The 22,573-nt window shown below is 64.7% G+C and carries 22 protein-coding genes; 13 read left to right on the top strand and 9 right to left on the bottom strand.

Annotation, left to right across the window (positions count from 1 at the left end; genetic code table 11):
- The first annotated feature begins 372 nt into the window (after positions 1–372).
- Complete coding sequence (locus CN97_RS16370; RefSeq protein ID WP_035713683.1) at positions 373–651, top strand: hypothetical protein; 279 nt, start codon at positions 373–375, stop codon at positions 649–651.
- A 32-nt stretch (positions 652–683) separates the two neighbouring features.
- Here the strand turns inward: CN97_RS16370 and CN97_RS16365 are convergent, their stop codons facing one another.
- Genes CN97_RS16365 through CN97_RS20780 form a run of 3 tightly spaced genes read right to left on the bottom strand, consistent with a single transcriptional unit; the run spans position 684 to position 3,319 of the window.
- The gene (locus CN97_RS16365) at positions 684–2,177 is read right to left on the bottom strand and encodes a phosphomannomutase/phosphoglucomutase (protein ID WP_035713680.1); all 1,494 of its coding nucleotides are present in this window, start codon (positions 2,175–2,177) and stop codon (positions 684–686) included.
- Between the two features lie 22 nt (positions 2,178–2,199).
- Entirely contained in the window at positions 2,200–3,033 is an 834-nt protein-coding gene (kdsA, locus tag CN97_RS16360) for a 3-deoxy-8-phosphooctulonate synthase (protein ID WP_035713678.1), read from the bottom strand.
- Between the two features lie 49 nt (positions 3,034–3,082).
- On the bottom strand, positions 3,083–3,319 hold the full coding sequence (locus CN97_RS20780; RefSeq protein WP_035713675.1) for a hypothetical protein: 237 nt from the start codon (positions 3,317–3,319) through the stop codon (positions 3,083–3,085).
- 204 nt (positions 3,320–3,523) lie between these two features.
- Between CN97_RS20780 and CN97_RS16350 the strand changes: the two genes are divergently transcribed.
- The 3 genes from CN97_RS16350 (at position 3,524) to parA (ending at position 5,651) form a co-directional block, all read left to right on the top strand.
- The gene (locus CN97_RS16350) at positions 3,524–4,138 is read left to right on the top strand and encodes a uracil-DNA glycosylase family protein (protein ID WP_035713672.1); all 615 of its coding nucleotides are present in this window, start codon (positions 3,524–3,526) and stop codon (positions 4,136–4,138) included.
- A 10-nt stretch (positions 4,139–4,148) separates the two neighbouring features.
- Positions 4,149–4,937, top strand: coding sequence for an SseB family protein (locus CN97_RS16345; protein ID WP_035713783.1), 789 nt, complete (start codon positions 4,149–4,151; stop codon positions 4,935–4,937).
- A gap of 78 nt (positions 4,938–5,015) precedes the next feature.
- Complete coding sequence (gene parA / locus CN97_RS16340) at positions 5,016–5,651, top strand: ParA family partition ATPase (RefSeq protein ID WP_035713781.1); 636 nt, start codon at positions 5,016–5,018, stop codon at positions 5,649–5,651.
- 319 nt (positions 5,652–5,970) lie between these two features.
- On the opposite strand, the gene CN97_RS21140 is transcribed toward parA, so the two are convergent.
- The 3 genes from CN97_RS21140 to CN97_RS16330 form a co-directional block, all read right to left on the bottom strand.
- Complete coding sequence (locus CN97_RS21140; protein WP_211253708.1) at positions 5,971–6,513, bottom strand: hypothetical protein; 543 nt, start codon at positions 6,511–6,513, stop codon at positions 5,971–5,973.
- A complete protein-coding gene (locus CN97_RS16335; RefSeq protein ID WP_035713670.1) occupies positions 6,473–8,011 on the bottom strand; it encodes a YifB family Mg chelatase-like AAA ATPase in 1,539 nt (512 codons plus the stop codon). The genes CN97_RS21140 and CN97_RS16335 overlap by 41 nt, the downstream gene beginning before the upstream one ends.
- A 74-nt stretch (positions 8,012–8,085) precedes the next feature.
- Positions 8,086–8,901 (bottom strand): heme-dependent oxidative N-demethylase family protein, encoded by an 816-nt coding sequence (locus CN97_RS16330; protein WP_084684223.1) that lies wholly within the window; start codon positions 8,899–8,901, stop codon positions 8,086–8,088.
- A gap of 212 nt (positions 8,902–9,113) precedes the next feature.
- On the opposite strand from CN97_RS16330, the gene purB reads away from it, so the two are divergent.
- Both purB and CN97_RS20775 read left to right on the top strand, forming a co-directional pair.
- The gene (gene purB, locus CN97_RS16325; RefSeq protein ID WP_035713667.1) at positions 9,114–10,421 is read left to right on the top strand and encodes an adenylosuccinate lyase; all 1,308 of its coding nucleotides are present in this window, start codon (positions 9,114–9,116) and stop codon (positions 10,419–10,421) included.
- Positions 10,422–10,508: 87 nt separating this feature from the next.
- Positions 10,509–10,673, top strand: a complete 165-nt coding sequence (locus CN97_RS20775) for a hypothetical protein (protein WP_156961335.1) — start codon at positions 10,509–10,511, stop codon at positions 10,671–10,673.
- 41 nt (positions 10,674–10,714) lie between these two features.
- Here the strand turns inward: CN97_RS20775 and CN97_RS16320 are convergent, their stop codons facing one another.
- Positions 10,715–12,121 carry a helix-turn-helix domain-containing protein gene (locus CN97_RS16320; RefSeq protein WP_035713664.1) on the bottom strand — a complete coding sequence of 469 codons (1,407 nt, stop codon included), beginning with the start codon at positions 12,119–12,121 and terminating at the stop codon, positions 10,715–10,717.
- A 55-nt stretch (positions 12,122–12,176) separates the two neighbouring features.
- Entirely contained in the window at positions 12,177–13,391 is a 1,215-nt protein-coding gene (locus CN97_RS16315; RefSeq protein WP_035713661.1) for a multidrug effflux MFS transporter, read from the bottom strand.
- Between the two features lie 212 nt (positions 13,392–13,603).
- Here CN97_RS16315 and CN97_RS16310 point away from each other — a divergent pair, with 212 nt between their 5' ends.
- From CN97_RS16310 to CN97_RS16295, 4 genes are all read left to right on the top strand, one after another.
- On the top strand, positions 13,604–15,136 hold the full coding sequence (locus tag CN97_RS16310) for an acyl-CoA carboxylase subunit beta (RefSeq protein ID WP_035713659.1): 1,533 nt from the start codon (positions 13,604–13,606) through the stop codon (positions 15,134–15,136).
- Between the two features lie 24 nt (positions 15,137–15,160).
- Positions 15,161–15,517 carry a DUF6497 family protein gene (locus CN97_RS16305; protein WP_051911335.1) on the top strand — a complete coding sequence of 119 codons (357 nt, stop codon included), beginning with the start codon at positions 15,161–15,163 and terminating at the stop codon, positions 15,515–15,517.
- Positions 15,517–15,921: a hypothetical protein gene (locus tag CN97_RS16300; protein WP_035713656.1), complete on the top strand. Its 405-nt coding sequence runs from the start codon at positions 15,517–15,519 to the stop codon at positions 15,919–15,921. Before CN97_RS16305 ends, CN97_RS16300 begins: the two co-directional genes overlap by 1 nt.
- Before the next feature lie 258 nt (positions 15,922–16,179).
- Positions 16,180–18,237 (top strand): acetyl-CoA carboxylase biotin carboxylase subunit, encoded by a 2,058-nt coding sequence (locus tag CN97_RS16295; protein ID WP_035713653.1) that lies wholly within the window; start codon positions 16,180–16,182, stop codon positions 18,235–18,237.
- A gap of 5 nt (positions 18,238–18,242) precedes the next feature.
- Here the strand turns inward: CN97_RS16295 and CN97_RS20770 are convergent, their stop codons facing one another.
- The gene (locus CN97_RS20770) at positions 18,243–18,746 is read right to left on the bottom strand and encodes a DUF4174 domain-containing protein (RefSeq protein WP_035713651.1); all 504 of its coding nucleotides are present in this window, start codon (positions 18,744–18,746) and stop codon (positions 18,243–18,245) included.
- Positions 18,747–18,856: 110 nt separating this feature from the next.
- On the opposite strand from CN97_RS20770, the gene scpA reads away from it, so the two are divergent.
- Genes scpA through CN97_RS16275 form a run of 3 tightly spaced genes read left to right on the top strand, consistent with a single transcriptional unit; the run spans position 18,857 to position 22,461 of the window.
- Positions 18,857–21,001 carry a methylmalonyl-CoA mutase gene (gene scpA / locus CN97_RS16285; RefSeq protein ID WP_035713648.1) on the top strand — a complete coding sequence of 715 codons (2,145 nt, stop codon included), beginning with the start codon at positions 18,857–18,859 and terminating at the stop codon, positions 20,999–21,001.
- Positions 21,002–21,610, top strand: coding sequence for a VOC family protein (locus CN97_RS16280; RefSeq protein WP_035713646.1), 609 nt, complete (start codon positions 21,002–21,004; stop codon positions 21,608–21,610).
- 38 nt (positions 21,611–21,648) lie between these two features.
- Positions 21,649–22,461: a TIGR00282 family metallophosphoesterase gene (locus tag CN97_RS16275; protein WP_035713643.1), complete on the top strand. Its 813-nt coding sequence runs from the start codon at positions 21,649–21,651 to the stop codon at positions 22,459–22,461.
- Positions 22,462–22,573: the final 112 nt, after the last annotated feature.

Below are 22,573 nucleotides of genomic sequence, written 5' to 3'. Positions count from 1 at the left end.
AGACCGCAGACCGCAGACCGCAGACCGCAGACCGCAGACCGCAGACCGCAGACCGCAGACCGCAGACCGCAGACCGCAGACCGCAGACCGCAGACCGCAGACCGCAGACCGCAGACCGCAGACCGCAGACCGCAGACCGCAGACCGCAGACCGCAGACCGCAGACCGCAGACCGCAGACCGCAGACCGCAGACCGCAGACCGCAGACCGCAGACCGCAGACCGCAGACCGCAGACCGCAGACCGCAGACCGCAGACCGCCTGATGCGCGGAAACGGTGTGCTTTGAACGGAAATCGCAAAGCCCCGTTTTAAGTTTCTTTTTGAGAGGCGAGCGTGCAGTATCCCCCTCGGGAGACTTTTGGGGAGGATGACTTGAATTTGCTGAACTTGTTCATGAGCCAGCTTGCCGATCCGTTTCGGATCGGGCTGCTCATTGCGCTGACATTCACTATTTCCAACACGCGGGCGACCACGGGCGTGCTTGTCCCATCGCTTGCCGGGATTGCCTTCGTCGCGGCGCTGATCCCGATGACGCTCCATCAGGGCCAGCCCTTTATGGCGGCCTTTGCGACGGGTCTGGTCGCGAATGCGCTGATCCTTGGCGTGGTCATGGCGCTGCGCGGAGCTGCGCTGCGTGTGATCCGCGGGTAGGTAAAGGGGCCGGGCAGCCGGCCCCCTGCCAATCAGATCGTCTGGTCGTAGTCACCGACCGAGGGTTCGGTGCGGATCACGCTGTCCAGATCCTTGAAGATCGCGCGGAGCTGTTCATCGCTTTCCGGGCTTTCCACCACGACCACGAGATTCGGGGTGTTCGAGGATGCCCGCACAAGCCCCCAGCCGCCGTTTTCAAGGATGACGCGAGCACCGTTCACGGTCACCACTTCCTTGATCTTCACACCGCCGAGGGAGCCGCCTTCCTCCCCGCGCTTGACCAGCTTTTCCACGATCCGGCCCAGCACCTGATACTTCTCGGTATCCGGGCAGGCGGGAGACATCGTGGGCGACGAGAAGGTCTTGGGCAGCGCCTTCTTCAGGTCGGAGAACTTGGCGCCCGGATTGCGGTCCATGAGCTTGCAGATCTCCACCGCGACGCGCATCCCGTCATCGTAGCCACGACCGATCGGTTCGGCGAGGAAGTAGTGGCCCGACTTCTCGAACCCGGCGAGGGCACCCAGTTCCTTGACCCGACGCTTCATGTAGCTGTGGCCGGTCTTCCAGTAATCGGCCTTGGCGCCCGCCGCGATCAGGTCCGGGTCGGAGGCAAAGAGGCCCGTGGATTTCACATCGGCCACGAAGGTCGCACCGGGATAGAGCTTCACCAGATCGCGCGCCATGATGACGCCCACCTTGTCGGCGAAGATCTCGTCGCCCTCGTCATCCACGACACCGCAGCGGTCCCCGTCGCCGTCGAAGCCGAGCGCCATGTCCGCGCCCGACGCCGTCACGGCATGGGCCATGTCATGGAGCATCTCCATGTCTTCGGGGTTCGGGTTGTAGTTCGGGAAGGTGTAGTCGAGCTCATTGTGCAACGGCACGACCTCAACCCCCATGCGCTTGAGCACTTCGGGCGCAAAGGCGGAGGCGGTGCCGTTGCCGGTGGCGCAGACGATCTTCAGCGGACGGGAGATACGGAAGTCACCGACGAGATCGTCCAGATACGCTTCCTTCACGCCATCGACGAATTCGTACCTGCCACCCTCGCGGGCCTCGCCCTCACCGTTCAGGACGATGTTCTTCAGCTCCGCCATTTCGTCCGGCCCGTGGGTGAGGGGGCGTTCAAAGCCCATCTTCACACCGGTCCAGCCGTTCGGGTTGTGAGAGGCCGTGACCATCGCCACTGCGGGCGCATCCAGATAGAACTGGCTGAAATAGGCCATGGGGGACAGCGCGGGGCCGATATCCTTTACATGGATGCCCGCCTGCATGAGGCCGAGGATCAGCGCGTTCTTGATGGCCAGAGAATAATCGCGATAGTCGTTGCCGACGGCGATCACCGGCTCGATCCCGCGTTTCCACATCTGCGTGCCAAGGCCCAGACCCAGCGCCGTCATGCCGGGCAGGTTGATTTCCTGCGGATACTTCCACCGCGCGTCATATTCGCGGAATCCGGTGGGGGCGATCATCGGATCGCGCAGGAATTCCCACGTGTTGGGCTTGGAGACGGGCAAGGGTTTCATACGGAACTCTCGTTTGGGGGGATCAGATGCGGATCGGGTCGGCTTTGGCAAGCATATCGAATGCCTTGAGACTTTCCAGAAGCGCGGGCATGCGATCAAGCCGGATCATGTTCGGACCGTCGGATGGCGCGTTGTCGGGGTCCTGGTGCGTCTCAATGAACACGCCCGCGATGCCGAGCGAGATCGCCGCCCGCGCCATGACGGGGGCAAATTCGCGCTGGCCGCCGGAAGCGGTGCCGAGGCCGCCCGGCTGCTGGATGGAGTGGGTGGCATCCATGATGACCGGATATCCCGTCCGCACCATCTGGGGGAGAGATCGCATATCCGTCACCAATGTATTGTAACCGAAAGTGGTGCCCCGTTCCGTCAGCAGGATACGGTCGTTACCGGTGGAGGCGACCTTTTCGGCGACGTTCGGCATGTCCCAGGGGGCAAGGAACTGCCCCTTCTTGATGTTAACGGCCGTCCCCGTCCGTCCTGCGGCAAGCAGCAGATCGGTCTGGCGGCTGAGGAAGGCGGGGATCTGGATGACATCCACCACCGCAGCCACGTCCTCGCACTGCCAGCTCTCATGAACATCGGTGAGCACCGGGAGGCCGAAGATCTGCTTCACGCCCGCCAGGATGTTCAGTCCGGTCTCCATCCCGACGCCCCGCCTGCCGGTAAGGGAGGAGCGGTTCGCCTTGTCGAAGCTCGACTTGAAGATCAACCCGATGCCCAGACCTTCGCAGATCTCCTTCAGCCGGCCCGCGATCATCTGGGCATGATCGGCGGTCTCCAGCTGGCAGGGACCACCGATGAGCACCATGGGAAGGTCGTTGCCGACCTCCACCTCTCCAATACGAAACGTTGTCACTCCGGCGTCTCCGTAACGCTGAATTCTGTTGACGCCAAAATAGGTAAGATCACGCGGAGCGCCAGTCCACGCCGACGGAACCCACGGCGGCAATCCGCTCGTCCCGTTTCTCCTCGGCGGCAAGCCCCATCTGTGGGACATCCGCCACCGCGCCGGCCAGGGGCAACTGTGCCTGCATCATGACACGCTCCGCAGCAATCGCCGCAATGCTCCCGGTCACCGGCGGCGCCAGCGGTCCCAGCGCTTCGCCGGAGCGGGTGCGAAACCGTCTTACCCGAATACTCATTCCTAAAATCACCTGTCCAAACAGGGGTATGGTGGCCTGTGTATCCTCCGGATGCAACATTTTCGTGCAGCCAGAGTGTCACCTGTCTATTCTTGTCTTCATTCGCGGCTTATCGCGCCGTCACGCGCGGTATGTCATGAACGTCCTACCATCCGGTAAACGCAGCGATTGTCACCGCGCATCCCGATGCCTACCTAGTATCGCATGTCCATATTGCCACCTGAAACCGCGCCGGAGCTTGTCCGGGGGATCGAATCCTGCCGGTTGTGCGCGCCGGATTTCGCACGCACCGCGACGGCCCACAAGCCACGTCCGGTGGTCTGGTTCCGTCCGGGTGCACGAATCCTCATCGCCGGTCAGGCGCCGGGCCTGCGCGTGCATGAGGCCGGACGGCCGTTCTGGGACGCATCCGGCAGACGGCTTAGGGAATGGCTGGGCATGTCGGAGGACGAATTCTACGATCTTACACGTGTTGCGGTGGTTCCGATGGCATTCTGCTTTCCCGGCTATGACGCCAAGGGCGGCGATCTCCCGCCACCGCCGCGTTGCGCGGCTACATGGCACGGTCAGGTGACGGAGGCGCTGGGCGAGATGCCGCTCCTCCTGCCGGTCGGAGGCCACGCCCATCGCTGGCATCTGGGCGCAAAGGGTGGGGTTACGGAGACCGTGGCCGGCTGGCGCTCCCATGCGCCGCGCTTCTTCCCCTTGCCTCATCCCTCCTGGCGCAATACCGGATGGCTGAAACGGAACCCCTGGTTCGCGGCGGAGCTGCTTCCCGTGCTCAGGGCGCGCGTGCGGGAAGTGCTGGATGAAGGCTGAAGGAGCGGCGATGCAGAAGACGGCGATCGATCTGGCGCATGAGGCGATGGAGGCCCATCCGGAGGACGAGGCGCTTCGGCTCTCCTTCTATGAGCGGGTGGCCGATTCGGAGCTTTACCTGCTGCTGGAGGAGGAAACGGAGGACGATACCGTCCGTCCCCGTATCTTCCCGCTTGAAGACGGCGCGATGATTGCGGCCTTCGATCGGGAGGACCGGTTGGCGGCCTTTGCAGAGGGGGTTGCCCCTTATGTCGCCCTGCCGGGACGGGTGGTCGCTGGGATGTTGGCGGGGGAGGGTCTGGGTCTGGCGCTGAACCTTGGTGCCGCCTCCGGCTTTCTGATGCCGGTTGATGCGGTTCGCTGGCTCGCGGAAACGCTGGATCGCGAGGCGGAGGAACTGGAGGCCCGACCGGAGGAGATCCTGCCGCCGCGTGGCCTGCCGGAGAGCTTCGTCGCGGCGCTGGATACCAAGCTGGCGCTCGCTGCCGGGCTTGCACGTTCCGCCTATCTCGTCGGTGTGCGCTACGCGGATGGGCGGCCGAGCCACATGCTGGCCTTCATGGCAGCCGCACCGGGGGCAACACAGGCGCTGGTTCGTGCGACGCACGAGGCGCTGGCCTTTTCGGGGATAGAGGCAGGCGCGCTCGACGTGGCCTTCTTCGACCTCTCCGATCCGATCGCGGCGCGACTTGCCCGTGTGGGCCTGCGCTTCGATCTTCCGGAAGCCGCCCCCGTGCGGGTGGAAACGGCGTCGCTTCCACCCGGCATGGATCCGGCGAAGCCGCCGCGACTGCGCTGAACCCCGGCATTTCGCAAGTTTTCCTTTCCGCGCTGCGGCATGGTCGGTAGGCTGGACCAGGGGCTGAAGGGGACAGGCATGACTGGCAGGATCATCACCGTTGCGCAGCAGAAAGGCGGGAGTGGCAAGACCACTATCGCGGCCAACCTTGCCGTCGCGCTGGCGGCGGAAGGCAATTCGGTGGCGCTGATCGACACGGATCCGCAGGGCAGCCTTGGCCGCTGGTTCATGACCCGGCGGGAGCGGCTGGGGAATACGGGGCTGGAATTCTCCACGGCCTCCGCCTGGGGCGTGTCCTATGAATGCGACAAGCTGCGCAGGATGGCGGATTACGTCATCATAGATACGCCTCCCAAAGTGGACTCCGACCTTCGCCCCGCCCTGCGGGAGGCGGATCTGGTGCTCGTGCCGGTGGCCTCCTCGCATGTCGATCTCTGGGCGACCGAAGGGGTGCTCGATCTGGCGGAGCGGGTGAAGCGCACGGCGGTGCTGGTGCTGAACCGGACAAAGCCCGGAACGCGCCTCGCGAGTGAAGTGGCCGAAGCGGCCCGATCCCTGAACGCCGATCTGGCAGGCGCGACGCTCGGTAACCGGGTGGTTTATGCCGAAACTCTCGGGCAGGGCCTTTCGGCGCTGGAAGCCGCACGAAGCAGCCTCGCCGCGCAGGAGATTGCTGTGCTGTGCAAGGAGATCAAGGAGAGGCTGGCGAACTGACCGATGGGAAGCCGCGCGCTTCCGATGAACTGGCGCAGGCGGTGCTTCGGGTGTCGTCGGCACCGTCTGTGCCCCGTTTGTGAGCTGATGCGGGCTTGTTCGGGCATGGACGAGCGGTTCGTGGAGCGGCTGGCTAAAGGCGTTGCCTGCCCCGGTGGACCAAGCGCCTCCGGCTCCGTCACGGCTCGGCCGCGCCGAACCCCCGCAAGGCTGCTGCAAGTTTGTCGCGCCTCCCCAGCTCTGCAAGCCGAGCGCTCGACGGAAAATGACGCGTATTCCTTATATCTCCTGATTGCGTCAGATTTCAGACATTTCTGCTTTACTCGGAACGACAAGTCCTTTTCCTAAGCCTCCTAAGCCTCCTAAGCCTCCTAAGCCTCCTAAGCCTCCTAAGCCTCCTAAGCCTCCTAAGCCTCCTAAGCCTCCTAAGCCTCCTAAGCCTCCTAAGCCTCCTAAGCCTCCTAAGCCTCCTAAGCCTCCTAAGCCTCCTAAGCCTCCTAAGCCTCCTAAGCCTCCTAAGCCTCCTAAGCCTCCTAAGCCTCCTAAGCCTCCTAAGCCTCCTAAGCCTCCTAAGCCTCCTAAGCCTCCTAAGCCTCCTAAGCCTCCTAAGCCTCCTAAGCCTCCTAAGCCTCCTAAGCCTCCTAAGCCTCCTAAGCCTCCTAAGCCTCCTAAGCCTCCTAAGCCTCCTAAGCCTCCTAAGCCTCCTAAGCCTCCTAAGCCTCCTAAGCCTCCTAAGCCTCCTAAGCCTCCTAAGCCTCCTAAGCCTCCTAAGCCTCCTAAGCCTCCTAAGCCTCCTAAGCCTCCTAAGCCTCCTAAGCCTCCTAAGCCTCCTTGCGGGACGAACTGGTTTCGGCGGTGTCAAGGTTGAGGCGGTAGCTGACCGCTTCCGCCACATGCGCCTCTCGCACGATGTCCGAACCCGCGAGATCGGCGATGGTGCGGGCCACACGCAGTACGCGGTGATAGCCGCGCGCGGAAAGGCCGAACCGCTCCGCCACGCGGTTGAGAAGCGCCTTGCCAAAGATGTCTGGCGTCGCGATCTCCTCGAGCAGTCGGCCCTCCGCATCGGCGTTCGAACGGATGCCTGGTTTCCCTTCGTAGCGCTGGCTCTGGAGTGCCCGTGCCGCTGTCACACGCGCGGCCACCGGGGCGGAGCCTTCGCCCGTTTCGGGTCGGTCGAGGTCGGCATAGGCCACCGGCGGGACATCGACCCGAAGGTCGAACCTGTCCATCAGCGGGCCGGATATGCGGGAGAGATAGTCTGCTCCACAATCGGGGGCCTTGGCGCAGGCCCGCGCGGGTTCCGCAAGGAAGCCGCATCGACAGGGGTTCGCGGCGGCGACCAGCAGAAAACGACAGGGGTAGCGGCTATGGGCATTGGCACGGGAGACGACGATTTCCCCCGTTTCCAGCGGCTGGCGGAGCGTCTCCAGCACGGCGCGGGGAAACTCGGGGAATTCATCCAGAAACAGCACGCCGTTGTGGGCGAGCGAGACCTCTCCTGGCGCGGCAGTACGCCCGCCACCCACGATCGCGGCCATGGAGGCGGTGTGATGCGGCTCCCGGAAGGGGCGACTTCTGGACAGCCCGCCCTCCCGGATCAGGCCGGAGAGCGAGTGTATCATGGAGGTTTCCAGTGCCTCCGCGGGAGAAAGCGGCGGCATCAGGGCCGGAAGCCTCGCGGCCAGCATGGACTTCCCCGATCCGGGAGAGCCGATGAGCAGGAGGTGATGGCGCCCCGCCGCAGCGATCTCCAGCGCCCGCTTCGCCCGTTCCTGTCCCTTGACATCGGCCAGATCGCGGGTGGCTGCCGCGGCGGCGACTTCACCGGGTTCGGCGGGGGGGAGGGGCTGCTGCCCGGTATAATGCCGGACCAGTTCCAGAAGCGAGCGGGGGGCGATCACCTGCGCCGCCTCCACCCATGCTGCCTCGCGCCCGCAATCCCTGGGGCAGACGAGGCCGAGGTTTTCGGCCGCAGCCGCCATGGCCGCCGGCAGCGCGCCGCTTACCGCCTGCAATCGGCCGTCAAGCGACAGCTCGCCGATGAATACCGCGCCCTCCACCGCATCCCGAGGCACGATCTCGAGCGCGGCCAGCAGGGCAATGGCGATGGGCAGGTCGAAATGCGAACCGATCTTCGGCAGGTCGGCGGGGGAGAGGTTGATGGTGATGCGGCGGCTGGGCAGGGCGATGGACATCGCCGCCAGCGCCGCGCGTACACGCTCCCTTGCCTCCGACACCGCCTTGTCGGGAAGCCCGACGATGGAGAAGGCGGGCAACCCGGCGGAAAGGGCGCATTGCACCTCCACGATCCGTGCCTCCACCCCTTCGAAAGCGACGGTATAGGCGCGGGCCGTCATCGGGAAACCTTCCTGCTGGTCACGGCCCGACCTTGCCCGGAAGCGGTTTACAAATCGTTAATGCTGCCGGCGCGTCAGGCTGAAAAGCGGTGGAACGGATGCGCCGTCAGCCCGGCCTCCTGTTCCTCCGACAGACGCTCGCGCGGCAGCAGATAGGTGTGGATCGAAAAGACCACCGCCCGCGTCACCGGGAGGCGGAGAATACATTGCCGTTCCGCGCGCACATAGCTCTCCGGCCCCGGGGCCGAGCGGGGGGCATATTCAGGGCGGGGATGGTGCAGAAGCGCCGATCCGTAGGAGAGCGCGTTCACCCGCCAGAGCGGCTGTTCCGGCCGCACGGCGTCGAACAGCCGCTGCACCCGCTTGGCCACATCCGTGTCATAGCGAGGCACCGGCTCGTGGATGGAGAGCAGCCCGCGCCCGAACTTCTCCCGCAGCGTCCAGCTTGCCGGAAAGCAGAGCACCGCGCCCAGCAGCACATGTTCCCCACCGCCCGGATTGTCGAGCAGGCAGAGATCGCATTGCACGAGCCGCCCCGCGGTGGCGAGCGGATCACGCCGGTCGATCGTCACCTCAACACCGTCAGGGCGGCGAACCACCCCTGCCTCGACTGTGAAGCGCGGATGGGCCGTGATCTCCGCCAGCACGCGCTCCAGCAACTCCTCCGCTGCCGGTCGGGTGTTGTCCTCCAGCGCGAGAACCTCGTCCCGCCGCGTGGTGATGAGCCTGTCACGGAGCGCCATCTGCCCGGCAAATGCCTCGTCCACCCGGAGCCAGTCGCCGGGCGCGAGGGGCTGGATGCCGGGAAGGCGGCGGGTCTTCTCGTCCATCCATGCGGCGATGGGCAGGGCATCGTGGAAAACGGGGGGCAGGGAAGGGGTGTCGGTCATGGGGAGAAGCGAACCTGGCTGAAGGCTGGAGGCTCCGGACGGGAGCCTGGCGCGCCATATTGGCGCAGGATCGCGGCGTCTCAAAGCGGCATTCGCAGAGGCGGCGCTTGCCGAAGCGGCCGTCAGGGCCTAAACGGCCCCGGTCAGCCGTGCCCGACGCGCGGCGCCCCCGTTCCGATCCGAGCCATTTTCAAGCTGCCCGAGGAGCCGCCATGATCCCCCGCTATTCCCGCCCCGAAATGGTGTCCATCTGGTCGCCGGAGACGAAATTCCGCATCTGGTACGAGATCGAGGCCTATGCCTCCGACGCCCAGGCGGAGATCGGCGTGATCCCGAAGGAAAACGCGGAAGCGGTCTGGAAAGCCAAGGACGTGGAATTCGACGTGGCCCGGATCGACGAGATCGAGGCGGTCACCAAGCATGACGTCATCGCCTTTCTCACCCATCTGGCCGAACATATCGGCGCGGAGCAGGCGCGGTTCGTGCATCAGGGCATGACCTCCTCGGACGTGCTGGACACGACGCTGAACGTGCAGCTCGTCCGCGCGGCGGACATCCTGCTGGCCGATATGGACAAGGTGCTGGCCGCGCTGAAGAAACGCGCCTTCGAGACAAAGGACATGGTGCGGATCGGACGCAGCCATGGCATCCACGCCGAACCGACCACGATGGGCCTGACCTTCGCGCGCTTCTACGCGGAGATGGCGCGGGGCCGGGAGCGGCTGGTGGCCGCACGCGAGGAAGTGCGGACTGGCGCCATCTCAGGCGCGGTCGGCACCTTCGCCAATATCGACCCGCGAGTGGAGGAATATGTCTGCGAGAAGATGGGGCTGAAGCCCGAACCGATCTCCACGCAGGTCATCCCTCGCGACCGGCATGCGATGTTCTTTGCCACGCTGGGTGTGATCGCCTCGTCGATGGAGAATATCGCCATCGAAATTCGGCATATGCAGCGCACCGAGGTGCTGGAGGCCGAGGAATATTTCTCCCCCGGGCAGAAAGGCTCCTCCGCCATGCCGCACAAGCGCAACCCCGTTCTCACCGAGAACCTGACGGGTCTGGCGCGGCTGGTGCGGTCTGCCGTGACGCCTGCCATGGAGAACGTGGCGCTCTGGCATGAGCGCGACATCTCCCACTCCTCCGTGGAGCGGGGCATTGCGCCGGATGCGACGGTGACGCTGGACTTCGCCCTGAATCGGCTCGCCGGTGTCATTGAAAAGCTCGTGGTCTACCCGGAGAACATGCTCAAGAACATGAACAAGTTCAAAGGGCTGGTCATGTCGCAGCGGGTGCTCCTGGCCTTGACGCAGGCGGGTGTGAGCCGGGAGGACGCCTATCGCCTCGTTCAGCGGAACGCGATGAAGGTCTGGGAGCAGGGCGCGGATTTCAAGACGGAGCTGCTCTCCGATCCGGAGGTGACCGCCGCCCTCTCGCCTGCCGAAATCGAGGAGAAATTCGACCTCGGCTATCATACCAAACACGTGGACACGATCTTCCGCCGGGTGTTCGGAGAGGCGTGACGCCTTCCGGCCATGGGACGATTGCATATTGCAACGAATCACCTTTGGCCGGACCCTTGCCTCTTCCACCACGAAAGGGAGACGGAGATGAAGACGAAACTGCTTCCTGCCACTGCCCTTGCGCTTATCGCGGCGCTGGGGCCGGGGATCGCCGCCGCGGCCTGCGGGGCGAAACATGTCTCGGCCCAGAACTGCGTGACCGGTCAGGTCTGGGATGATGCGGCCAGCCGCTGCGTGACGCCCGCCGGGTGACGCTTTGTTGACCGGGGTGGTGCAAGCTCTGCCTTCCCCGGTCAGCCGCCGATCTCGTACGGCAGGGTGCCGCGATGGTCCGGATCGATGCGCAAGCGACGCTCCAGAGGCGGCACGGATCGCTGATGGCAGTTGCGCCGCTCGCAGATCCGGCAGGAAATGCCCACAACCTCATAGGATTTCTGCCGCGAGACGTTCAGGTCGTCGGCATAGACGATGCTCTCCGCATGGCCGATCTCGCAGCCAAGCGCGATGGCATAACGGCGGACCGGCGCCCCGAAGGAGCCTGCCGGTTTGGAGATGTCCCGCGCGATGGACAGATAGCGCACCCCGTCCGGCGTCTCCATCAGCTGTCGGAGGAAGCGGCCCGGCGTCTCGAACGCCTGATGGACATTCCATAACGGGCAGGAGCCGCCGTAGCGGGCGAACTGCAACCGCGTGGCGGAGTGGCGCTTGGTGATCGTGCCCGCCTGATCGACGCGGACGAAGAAGAAGGGCACGCCCTTCTCTCCCGGTCTTTGCAGTGTGGAAAGCCTGTGCGCGACCTGTTCGATCGACGCGCCGAAGCGGTCCGCCAGTCTTTCAAGGTCATGCCGGGTCTGACGCGCTGCCGAAAGGAAGGCGCGGTAGGGCAGAAGCGCCGCGCCTGCGAAGTAATTGGCCATTCCCGTGCGGGCCAGCGCGCGGGCCTCCTCCGTCTGGAACCGCGCGAGGTCGAGCGTCGCCTCCAGCAGCGGTCGCTGGGTCAGCAGGGCGAGCTGATGGAGAAGCTGAAACGTGCGTGTCGCGGGCGGGGCGGTGGTGGAGAGTGTGATGACCCGCCGCTCCGGGTCAGCGCTGCGCAGGACGGGCGTCTCGGTCATTTCCACGCGGTAGCCGAGGCTCGCGAACATCTCCTCCGCGGCGGTGTGCGGATCGCGCCGTCTGCCATCCGTTCCGTGAGTGAGGCGTTCGGCTGCACGGTCCACCGCGTCGATGTAGTTGTCGCAGTAGTGGAAGAAGTCGCGGACCTCCTCCCAGGGCGACAGGCGGAGTGCACTTCCCTCTCGCCCGAGGACATCCTCCAGCGAGGCGAGGCGCTCCTGACTTTGCCGATAGGCGCGGTGCAGGTCCAGAAAGGCCCGCGCCAGAACCGGAGCGTTGGAGGCGGCAAGACGAAGATCGCCCAGCGGCGGCGTCGACTCGCTGAAAACCGGGTCCGCCAGCGCCTCCCGCATGTCGGAAACGATCCGCTCGCCCTCGCCGGTGGAGAGCTCCGTGACGTCCAGCCCGAATTCCTGCGCCAGCGACAGCACCACCCCGGTGGAGACCGGCCGGTGGTTGTTCTCCATCTGGTTCAGATAGGGAAGGGAGACGCCGAGTTTCTCTGCAAAGACCTTCTGCGTGAGGCCGAGACGGGTGCGTGTCTCACGCAGCTTCACCCCGGCATAGAGCTTTTGCATCGCCATGGCGGTCTCCTCTTTGCAAACGCCACCATAAGCTTTGCAAAGGGGGTCGCAAGCCCTAGCGGCGAAGCCAGAGCAGGGGAAGGAGGCCCAGGAGGCCGATCACCGCCATGAACAGCAGCAGCGGTATGGCTCCGTTCTCCCCGGCTCCCAGAAGGAACGCGGCAAGGGCTGCGCAGGCCGCGCCTCCCCCCAGTGTCACCGCGCCGCCCAACCCGGAGGCGGAGCCGGCCAGTTCTGGCCGCACAGACAGCATGCCCGCCATCGCATTGGGCATGGTCAGGCCGTTCCCGACACCGATCCCCGCGACGATTCCGAAGAAGAGCGTCACGCTCAGCAGGCCGAACATCTCCAGCACGAGAAGTACCATCGCGAACAGCATGCAGACGATATTGCCGAAGAGCACCATCCGCTCGATCCCGAAGCGCAGCGACAGCCGGCCCGACAGGAAGTTGCCCAGGGCATAACCGACGGCGGGACAGATGAATCCGATACCGAGCTGCATGGGCGTAAGCCCGTAAAGGTCGCTCGCGACGAGGGGGGCGCCGCCGACATAGGCGAACCACACCCCGGAGGAAAAGGTCGCGGCCAGACAAAACCCCCAGAAGCGGCGGGAGGACAGGAGGGCGGGATAGGCGCGGAACTGCTGCCGGAAACCGCCATGGCTCCGAAGCGGCGCCGTCTCTCCCAGATCGGCCCAGGCGAGGGCAAGGAGCGCTCCGCCCGCGATGAGGAGGAGCGTGAAGCTCGCCCGCCATCCGAAGGTCTGGTCGAGAAGCCCTCCCAGCGTTGGCCCGATCATCGGGGCAATGGACATTCCAAGCGTGACGTAGCCGATCATCGCGGCCGATCGTTCGGGCGGATGGGTGTCCCGGATGATCGCGCGGGAGAGCACCATTCCCGCCACGATCACCGCCTGCAACATGCGGAACGCGAGGAACAGCTCTACCGTTGGCGCGAGCATGACCCCGAGCGTCGCAACCAGATACCCCGCGACGGAGGCGAGCAGCACCGGCCGTCTGCCGAACCTGTCTGAGATCGGGCCGATCGCCAGTTGCAGGACCGCATTGGCCACCAGAAACAGCGACACGCCAAGCTGCACGACATGGTAATCGGTGTTGAAATGTCGCGCCATCGTCGGCAGCGAGGGCAGGAAGATATTGGTCGTGAGAGCGGGCAGCGCTGCCATGAAGATCAGCGTGCCGATATGGGGCGGTGATCTCCGATCAAGGAAACGCGTCGTGCTGCGTGGGGGAGGGAATGTCGCGGTCATATCCGGCTGCTAGATGCACTCCGTCCCTGCGTCCATTCCAAAAACGGCATGGTGGAAGAATAGCGACATATGATGTCGCTATTACGATTGTTGGGGGTTAGCTGAGTTTGCAATTTGCATTTATAAGCTGCGATCTTATTTGCAAATATCCTTGAAAGGTCTTTCCTGCCGTCCCTCCCCTGCTTAGGGTGCCGGAAAAGCCGGAGGGGAAGATGAAGGACATTCTCGAAGCGCTGGAGGAGCGCCGGGCGGAGGCACGGCTGGGCGGGGGCGAGAAGCGCATTGCCGCGCAGCATGCCAAGGGCAAACTCACCGCTCGTGAGCGGCTGGACATCCTGCTCGACGCGGGGTCGTTCGAAGAGTTCGACATGTTCGTCAAGCACCGCTCGACAGATTTCGGCATGGAGGAGTCGCGGCCCGCCGGCGACGGGGTCGTCACGGGCTGGGGCACGATCAATGGCCGTATGGTCTATGTGTTCAGCCAGGACTTCACGGTGTTCGGTGGCTCGCTCTCCGAAACCCATGCCCAGAAGATCTGCAAGATCATGGACATGGCGATGCAGAACGGTGCGCCGGTCATCGGTCTGAACGATTCCGGTGGCGCGCGGATTCAGGAGGGCGTGGCCTCGCTCGCCGGCTATGCCGACGTGTTCCAGAAGAACGTGCTGGCCTCCGGTGTGGTGCCGCAGATCTCCGTCATCATGGGGCCTTGCGCGGGGGGCGCGGTCTATTCGCCAGCGATGACCGACTTCATCTACATGGTCCGCGATTCCTCCTACATGTTCGTGACCGGCCCCGACGTGGTCAAGACGGTGACGAACGAGGTGGTGACAGCGGAAGAACTGGGCGGTGCTGGTACGCATACCCGCAAATCGTCCGTCGCCGATGGCGCGTTCGCGAACGATGTGGAGGCCCTGATCGAAATCCGGCGGCTCTTCGATTTCCTGCCGCTGAACAACCGGGAGAAACCTCCCGTCCGCCCGTTCTTCGATGATCCCGCCCGGGTGGAGTCGAGCCTCGACACGCTCATCCCGGACAATCCCAACCAGCCCTACGACATGAAGGAACTGATCCTCAAAATCGCGGACGAGGGCGATTTCTTTGAGGTGCAGGCGGATTACGCGAAGAATATCCTGATCGGCTTCATCCGGCTGGAGGGCGCGACTGTAGGTGTCGTCGCGAACCAGCCGATGGTGCTCGCGGGCTGCCTGGATATCGACAGTTCGCGCAAGGCGGCCCGCTTCGTGCGCTTCTGCGATGCCTTCGAGATCCCGATCCTGACACTGGTTGACGTGCCGGGCTTCCTGCCGGGGACAAGTCAGGAATACGGCGGCGTCATCAAGCATGGGGCGAAGCTGCTCTTCGCCTATGGCGAGGCGACGGTGCCGAAGGTGACCGTCATCACCCGCAAGGCCTATGGCGGCGCCTATGACGTGATGGCGTCAAAGCATCTGCGCGGCGACTTCAACTATGCCTGGCCGACGGCGCAGATCGCGGTGATGGGGGCCAAGGGCGCGGTGGAGATCCTGTATCGCTCGGAGCTTGGCGACCCGGAGAAGATCGCGGCGCGCACGGCGGAGTATGAGGAGCGGTTCGCCAATCCCTTCGTTGCGGCAGAGAAGGGCTTCATCGACGAGGTGATCCAGCCGCGCTCCACCCGTCGCCGCGTGGCGCGTGCCTTTGCCAGCCTGCGGGGCAAGAAGCTCGCCAATCCGTGGAAGAAGCACGACAACATCCCGCTCTGACGCGGGGATCGGATGGGCGCTCTCATGACGGGTCTCATGGCACTGCCGGCGATGGGAGGGGCGGAGGCGATCCGCGTTCCCTCCGGCACTGCCGTGACCTTTCAGGAGATGCTCAGCGACACCGAGGGGCCGGAGGGGCTGACCTTCCGCTTCCGCTTCGTGGCCAGCCGCATGGGGGAGCAGGATATGGAGCAAGACATGCGCGCCCTCTGCGAAGGCTTCGCGCTGCCGCATATGTCTGACATCGGTGAATTGCCCGTGCAGGTGGTGATCTCCGTCGCGGATCGCGCTATTGCCTTTGGTGACGCCGATCCCGGCGTCGTCCAGTTCTTCGAGGCCTACCGGATCGAGAACGGCCACTGCATCTGGGAGGCGTTCTGATGCTCAAACACCGCGGATTTCCGGGTCGATACCCCGGTACCGATTTTCAGTTTACCGTTCGCCGCGCCAACAAGGAGGGCGCGACGAAACTCATCTCCCGCAAGCGCTATGCCGACCGAAGGAAGGTCGATCGCGCGGTGGACGAAGCCTTCATGGCGGCCCTCTGGCAACAGTTCGGGGAGGAGCCGTTCGAGCGCGGGAATCTCGATGCGGGGCGGCTGTCCTGGCTGTTCATGCAGGAGGTGTTCCCGGCCGAAGATCCGTTTGATCCGGAAAGCTATGAGGCCTTGCTGCGCATCGATCCGGTGAAGGCGCGCCGCGCCTTCCCGCAGGTTTTCGCGGAGCCGGAAGCCCCTGCCCAGGAGGAATGGGACGATTGGGGCGATGAGGAGGATGAGGGTTGAAAAGGGGCAGGCGGACTCCCGCGCATTGCGGATGCCTGCATGCCAAAGGCCATTGCGCCGGGTGACGGAGAAGGCATGTTGATCGCGGGCGGGTTGCCGCTCCGGTCCATCCAGACCGTCAACCTTTCCTGACTTGCCGACCCGCATCCCCCCGGAGCGGGTCGGCCTTTCAGGCGGGATCCCGGCATGTGAGGAATGTCAGGGCAGTCCGGCCTTTCGCCGCGGCTCGCCTGAGGGATGTGACGGAAGGGACGGAGAATGTTCAAGAAAATCCTGATCGCGAACCGGGGAGAGATCGCCTGTCGCGTCATCAAGACGGCGCGGAAGATGGGGATCAAGACGGTCGCCGTCTATTCCGACGCTGACCGCAACGCGCTGCATGTGAAGATGGCGGACGAGGCGGTGCATATCGGCCCGCCGCCTGCCAACCAGTCCTACATCGTGATCGACAAGATCATGGACGCCATCCGCCAGACCGGCGCAGAGGCCGTGCATCCGGGCTACGGCTTCCTGTCGGAGAACCGCAAGTTCGCCGAGGCGCTGGAGAAGGAGGGGGTGGTCTTCATCGGCCCGCCGTCTTCCGCCATCGAGGCGATGGGCGACAAGATCACCTCCAAGAAGCTCGCGCAGGAGGCGGGCGTCTCCACCGTGCCGGGTTACATGGGGCTGATCGCCGACGCGGATGAAGCGGTGCGCATCGCCGGGGAAGTCGGTTTCCCGGTGATGATCAAGGCTTCCGCCGGCGGCGGCGGCAAGGGGATGCGGATCGCCTGGAATGCGGAAGAGGCGCGCGAAGGCTTCGAGTCGTCGAAGAACGAGGCTGCAAACTCCTTCGGGGACGATCGGATCTTCATCGAGAAGTTCGTGACCCAGCCCCGCCATATCGAGATTCAGGTTCTGGCCGACAAGCACGGCAATTGCGTCTACCTGCATGAACGCGAATGCTCCATCCAGCGCCGGAACCAGAAGGTGATCGAGGAGGCACCCTCGCCCTTCCTCGACCCGGAAACCCGCAAGGCCATGGGGGAGCAGGCCGTCGCGCTGGCCAAGGCGGTCGGCTATACTTCGGCAGGCACGGTGGAGTTCATCGTGGATGCCGAGCGGAATTTCTACTTCCTGGAAATGAACACCCGTCTGCAGGTGGAGCATCCCGTTACCGAGCTCATCACCGGCATCGACCTCGTGGAGCAGATGATCCGCGTGGCTGACGGGGAGCCGCTGCCCTTCGCGCAAGAAGATCTGAAGATCAACGGCTGGGCCATCGAAAGTCGCCTCTATGCCGAGGATCCCTACCGCAACTTCCTTCCCTCCATCGGACGTCTGACCCGCTATCGGCCGCCGAAGGAGGGCCGGATCGGCGTGGAGGAGGGCGGTCTCAACCTCCAGTTCCTCGACGACTATCTGGCAGAGCAGAAGCTTCCCATCATAAGGAACGATACCGGCGTCTATGAGGGCGGCGAGATCTCCATGTATTATGACCCGATGATCGCCAAGCTCTGCACCTGGGCACCCGATCGGGAGGCTGCGATCAATGCGATGGAGAAGGCGCTCGACGCCTTCGAGGTGGAGGGGATCGGTCACAACCTGCCGTTCCTGTCCGCCGTGATGGCGCATCCGCGTTTCCGCAGTGGCAACATCACCACGGCTTTCATTGCGGAGGAATATCCCGAGGGATTTCAGGGCGTGACGCTGCCGGAGCCGCTCGCGCGGAAGGTGGCGGCAGCAGCGGCCGCGATGTTCCGCGTGACGGAAATCCGCCGCTCCCGCATCTCCGGGCGGATGGACAACCACGAGCGCAAGGTCGGCGACAGCTGGGTCGTGTCGCTGCAGGGCGAAGACCTGAACGTTGATGTCGAGGCGGATCGCGACGGCGCCACCGTGACCTTCGAGGATGGCGCGGAGCATCGCGTCATCTCCGACTGGCGGCCGGGGCAAACGCTCGCCCATGTGACGATCGACGAAGAGCCGCTGACGCTGAAGATGGGGTATGCGACTTCCGGCTTCCGCATCCGCTTCCAGGGGGCGGACATGATTGTCCATGTTCGCAGCCCGCGGCAGGCTGAGCTCGCTCGGCTGATGCCTGAGAAACTGCCGCCCGACACGTCGAAATTCCTGCTCTGCCCGATGCCGGGCCTTATCGTCCGCATCTTCGTGGAAGAGGGGCAGGAGGTGCAGGAAGGCCAGGCACTCGCCGTGGTAGAGGCGATGAAGATGGAGAATATCCTGCGCGCGGAGAAGAAGGCTGTCGTGAAGCACATTGCAGCGGAACCCGGCGCCAGCCTGGCCGTGGATGATATCATCATGGAGTTCGAGTGAGCGCGCTACTGGCTCCGCGGAGCGCTCCGGCGCTCCTGCAACTCCTGACGGCGGAGGGGTGTCTTGTCCACCGCCGCCGCGATCTCCCGCACCGTGCGGGGCAGCGGGCGGGTGAGGAGGACGGAACCGTTCTTGTCAAGCAGGACAAGGGAGAAACCGCGCGGGCGCAGGCGCGTCCGCAGGTCGGACCGCTGGTCCGGGTCGCTGTCCACGATAACGACGATCTCCCGGTCCGCGAGGATCTCCGGGCTGGAGAGCAGCATCTGCCGCTGCTGGAGATAGGCGGGGTCGTTGGGACTGTCCGCGAAGATCACCAGCGGGCGATGGGTCCAGGCGAACTCCGAAAGCTTCACCCCTTCGGCGGGGAGCGGATCCGCCCCGGTGCCGGCCGCCAGCGCGCGGTGTTCGGTGCTGAGAACCGGCGCCGTCAGCGTCTCCGCCATCAGCGTGCCCGCCAGCAGGGGGGTCGCGAGCAATGCGGCAAGGACAACGGTCGCGATGCGGTTCATGGGGCCTCCAGTCGCGCAAGATATAGGCAGGCCTACGTGCAATTCACAGCTAAAAGCGCGCTGATCGCGGTTGCGGCCCTGTGCCGCAGCCTCCGCGCGGAGGGAGAAAGATGACCGAGAAGATGGATGCATGGCGCGGGTTGGCCACGAAGGAGCTGAAGGGGCGTGATCCCGATACGCTGACATGGCAGACGCTGGAAGGCATTCCCGTGAAGCCTCTCTATACGGAGGAGGACACGGCCAGCCTCCCCCATATGGGCAGCCTGCCCGGGATCGCTCCCTACACGCGGGGGGTGCGGGCGACGATGTATGCCGGCCGGCCATGGACGATCCGGCAATATGCGGGCTTCTCCACGGCGGAGGAATCGAACGCTTTCTACCGCAAGGCGCTCGCCGCCGGGCAGCAGGGCGTGTCGGTGGCCTTCGATCTTGCCACCCACCGCGGCTATGACAGCGATCATCCGCGCGTGGTGGGCGATGTCGGCAAGGCGGGCGTGGCCATCGACAGCGTCGAGGACATGAAGATCCTGTTCGACGGCATCCCGCTCGACAAGGTTTCCGTGTCGATGACGATGAACGGCGCGGTGATCCCTATCCTTGCCAACTTCATCGTCACGGGGGAGGAGCAGGGGCATGACCGTGCCGTGCTCTCGGGGACCATCCAGAACGACATCCTGAAGGAGTTCATGGTCCGCAACACCTATATCTATCCGCCCGAACCCTCGATGCGGATCATCGCGGATATCATCGAATATACATCGAAGGAGATGCCGAAGTTCAACTCCATCTCCATCTCCGGCTACCACATGCAGGAAGCCGGGGCGAACCTCGTGCAGGAACTCGCCTTCACGCTGGCGGACGGGCGGGAATATGTCCGCGCGGCCATTGCCGCTGGCATGAACGTCGATGACTTCGCAGGAAGGCTGTCGTTCTTCTTCGCCATCGGCATGAACTTCTTCATGGAGGCGGCGAAGCTGCGCGCCGCGCGGTTGCTCTGGACCCGGATCATGCAGGAATTCGAGCCGAAGAAGCCGGGCTCCCTGATGCTGCGGACGCACTGCCAGACCTCCGGCGTGTCGTTGCAGGAGCAGGACCCCTACAACAACGTCATCCGCACCGCCTATGAGGCCTTGGCGGCGGCGCTGGGGGGCACACAATCGCTTCACACCAACGCGCTGGATGAGGCCATTGCTCTGCCGACCGAATTCTCGGCACGCATTGCGCGCAACACGCAGCTGATATTGCAGGAAGAAACCGGCATCACCCATGTCGTCGATCCCCTGGCTGGCTCCTATTACGTCGAAAGCCTCACCGCGGACCTGGCCGACAAGGCCTGGGCGCTGATCGAGGAGGTGGAGGCCATGGGCGGCATGACGAAAGCCGTCGCCACCGGGATGCCCAAGCTCCGCATCGAGGAAACCGCGGCGCGGCGGCAGGCGCTCATCGACCGGGGAGAGGACGTGATCGTCGGGGTGAACAAGTATCGCCTCGCCCAGCAGGATCCGATCGAAATTCTCGACATCGACAATCAGAAGGTTCGCGAGTCACAGATCGCCCGGCTGGAGCGTATCCGCGCGACCCGGAACGAGGCCGCCTGCGAGGCCGCTCTTGCCGAGGTTGCGCGCCGCGCGACGGAGGGGGGGAACCTGCTCGAAGCGGCGGTGGAAGCCGCGCGTGCGCGGGCCAGCGTGGGAGAGATCAGCATGGCGATGGAGAAGGTGTTTGGCCGTCATCGGGCAGAAGTGAAGACGCTCGCCGGCGTCTATGGGGCGGCCTATGAGGGCGATGAGGGCTTCGCCGCGATCCAGCGCGACGTGGAAGCCTTTGCGGAAGAGGATGGCCGCCGCCCGCGGATGCTGGTGGTAAAGATGGGGCAGGACGGGCACGACCGCGGCGCCAAGGTCATCGCCACCGCCTTTGCCGATATCGGTTTCGACGTGGATGTCGGCCCGCTCTTCCAGACGCCGGAGGAGGCGGCGCAGGACGCCATCGACAACGACGTGCATGTGGTTGGCATCTCGTCCCAGGCGGCGGGGCACAAGACGCTGGCGCCAAAGCTGGTGGAGGCGCTGAAGGCGCATGGCGCGGGCGACATCATCGTCGTCTGCGGCGGGGTCATTCCCCAGCAGGACTACCAGTATCTCTACGACAACGGCGTGAAGGCCATCTTCGGCCCCGGCACCAACATTCCCGATGCGGCGAAGAACATCCTCGATCTCATCCGGGCATCGCGGCAAAGCGAGGCGGCGGAATAGGTGGCTGTCATAGATCATCTCGTCGTCTCCGCCGCGACGCTGGAGGACGGAGCGGCATTCGTGGAAGCGAACCTTGGCGTCGCTCCCGGCGGTGGCGGGGAGCATCCGCTGATGGCCACCCACAACCGGCTGCTGGGCGCAGGCGAGGCCTATCTGGAGGTCATCTCCGCCGCGCCCCATCTGACGCCGCCCTGCCGTCCGCGCTGGTTCGGGCTGGACGGGTTCACCGGGCCTGCGCGGCTGACCAACTGGGTGTTGGCGGTACCGGATCTGACGGCGGCGCTGCGCCATGCGCCCCCGGGCACCGGCGTGCCGCAGGATCTGACCCGGGGTGATCTCGCCTGGCGCTTCAGCCTGTCGGAGAATGGAGAGCTGCCATTCGATGGCATCTTTCCGGCGCTGATCGAATGGCAGGGGGTGGCCCATCCCGTGCAGCGTCTGGGGGATACGGGGATAGAGCTCGTGCGGCTGGAGCTGCGCCATCCCGACGCGCCGGCGTTGACAGCGGCGCTGGCCCCCTTCCTCGCGGACGCGCGGGTCACGGTTCAGCCCGGCGCACCCGGTATGATGGCCTGGTTTGAAACGCCGCTCGGGCTCAGGTCACTCTGAACCTTGCCCTTCGCCTCGCGCGGGTCTAGGGACAGATCATGCGGATACTCTTTCTCGGGGATGTCGTGGGCCGGACGGGCCGCACCGCCATTGCGGAGCGGCTAGCCGGGCTCAGGGCGGAATGGAAACTCGATTTCGTCGTGGTGAATGGCGAAAACGCGACAGGCGGGGCGGGGCTTTCGCCCGATCATGCCAAGGCGCTGCTGGCAGCGGGCGCGGATTGCCTCACGCTGGGCGATCATGCGTTCGACCAGAAGGACATGATGTCCTACATCGAGCAGGAGCCGCGGATCATCCGCCCGTTGAACTACTCCAAGATCGCGCCGGGGCGCGGCTTCCGGTTGTTCCCGCTTCCGGACGGGCGGCGCATCCTCGTGGCGCAGGTGCTGGGGCAGGTGTTCATGAAGCGCCCGTTCGACGACCCGTTCTCCGCTGTGGAATCGGTGTTGAAGGCCCATCCGCTCGGCGCTGCGGCCACGGCCATCCTGCTTGACGTGCATTGCGAGGCGACGAGCGAAAAGATGGCCATGGGCCACTGGTGCGACGGGCGCACCTCTGTCGTTGTGGGGACACATACCCATGTGCCGACAGCGGATGCCCAGATCCTGCCGGGCGGTACGGCATTCCAATCGGACGCGGGCATGTGCGGCGACTACGACAGCGTCATCGGCATGAACAAGATGGAGCCGCTCCGCCGCTTTATCACCGGCATGGCGAGCGGGCGGTTTGAACCGGGCAGCGGCCCGGCCACGCTCTGCGGCCTGTTCGTGGAAACGGACGACGCAACCGGCAAGGCAGTGCGCCAAGCCATGGTGCGGGTCGGCGGGCGACTGGATCAGGCGGGGCCGTAAAGCTCTATGGATCAACTGTGCCGGAGCGCTGCACATGGATTGGCGGGGCGTTCGCTATTCTCGCAGCGCGATTACGTTTCCTCCCACATTTCCCAAGTAAGGCGCTGATTTC

The sequence above is a fragment of the Haematobacter massiliensis genome, from assembly GCF_000740795.1.
Classification (GTDB): Bacteria; Pseudomonadota; Alphaproteobacteria; order Rhodobacterales; family Rhodobacteraceae; genus Haematobacter; species Haematobacter massiliensis.
Note: the sequence above shows the minus strand (reverse complement) of the source record. Positions and strands in the feature narration are given on the sequence as shown.

Coding starts and splice junctions, on each gene's coding strand:
- CN97_RS16365 (WP_035713680.1), bottom strand. CDS start 2,177: ATGAAACCCTTGCCCGTCTCCAAGCCCAACACGTGGGAATTCCTGCGC.
- CN97_RS20780 (WP_035713675.1), bottom strand. CDS start 3,319: ATGAGTATTCGGGTAAGACGGTTTCGCACCCGCTCCGGCGAAGCGCTG.
- CN97_RS16350 (WP_035713672.1), top strand. CDS start 3,524: ATGTCCATATTGCCACCTGAAACCGCGCCGGAGCTTGTCCGGGGGATC.
- CN97_RS16345 (WP_035713783.1), top strand. CDS start 4,149: ATGCAGAAGACGGCGATCGATCTGGCGCATGAGGCGATGGAGGCCCAT.
- parA (WP_035713781.1), top strand. CDS start 5,016: ATGACTGGCAGGATCATCACCGTTGCGCAGCAGAAAGGCGGGAGTGGC.
- CN97_RS16335 (WP_035713670.1), bottom strand. CDS start 8,011: ATGACGGCCCGCGCCTATACCGTCGCTTTCGAAGGGGTGGAGGCACGG.
- CN97_RS16330 (WP_084684223.1), bottom strand. CDS start 8,901: ATGACCGACACCCCTTCCCTGCCCCCCGTTTTCCACGATGCCCTGCCC.
- purB (WP_035713667.1), top strand. CDS start 9,114: ATGATCCCCCGCTATTCCCGCCCCGAAATGGTGTCCATCTGGTCGCCG.
- CN97_RS20775 (WP_156961335.1), top strand. CDS start 10,509: ATGAAGACGAAACTGCTTCCTGCCACTGCCCTTGCGCTTATCGCGGCG.
- CN97_RS16320 (WP_035713664.1), bottom strand. CDS start 12,121: ATGGCGATGCAAAAGCTCTATGCCGGGGTGAAGCTGCGTGAGACACGC.
- CN97_RS16315 (WP_035713661.1), bottom strand. CDS start 13,391: ATGACCGCGACATTCCCTCCCCCACGCAGCACGACGCGTTTCCTTGAT.
- CN97_RS16310 (WP_035713659.1), top strand. CDS start 13,604: ATGAAGGACATTCTCGAAGCGCTGGAGGAGCGCCGGGCGGAGGCACGG.
- CN97_RS16305 (WP_051911335.1), top strand. CDS start 15,161: ATGACGGGTCTCATGGCACTGCCGGCGATGGGAGGGGCGGAGGCGATC.
- CN97_RS16300 (WP_035713656.1), top strand. CDS start 15,517: ATGCTCAAACACCGCGGATTTCCGGGTCGATACCCCGGTACCGATTTT.
- CN97_RS16295 (WP_035713653.1), top strand. CDS start 16,180: ATGTTCAAGAAAATCCTGATCGCGAACCGGGGAGAGATCGCCTGTCGC.
- CN97_RS20770 (WP_035713651.1), bottom strand. CDS start 18,746: ATGAACCGCATCGCGACCGTTGTCCTTGCCGCATTGCTCGCGACCCCC.
- scpA (WP_035713648.1), top strand. CDS start 18,857: ATGACCGAGAAGATGGATGCATGGCGCGGGTTGGCCACGAAGGAGCTG.
- CN97_RS16275 (WP_035713643.1), top strand. CDS start 21,649: ATGCGGATACTCTTTCTCGGGGATGTCGTGGGCCGGACGGGCCGCACC.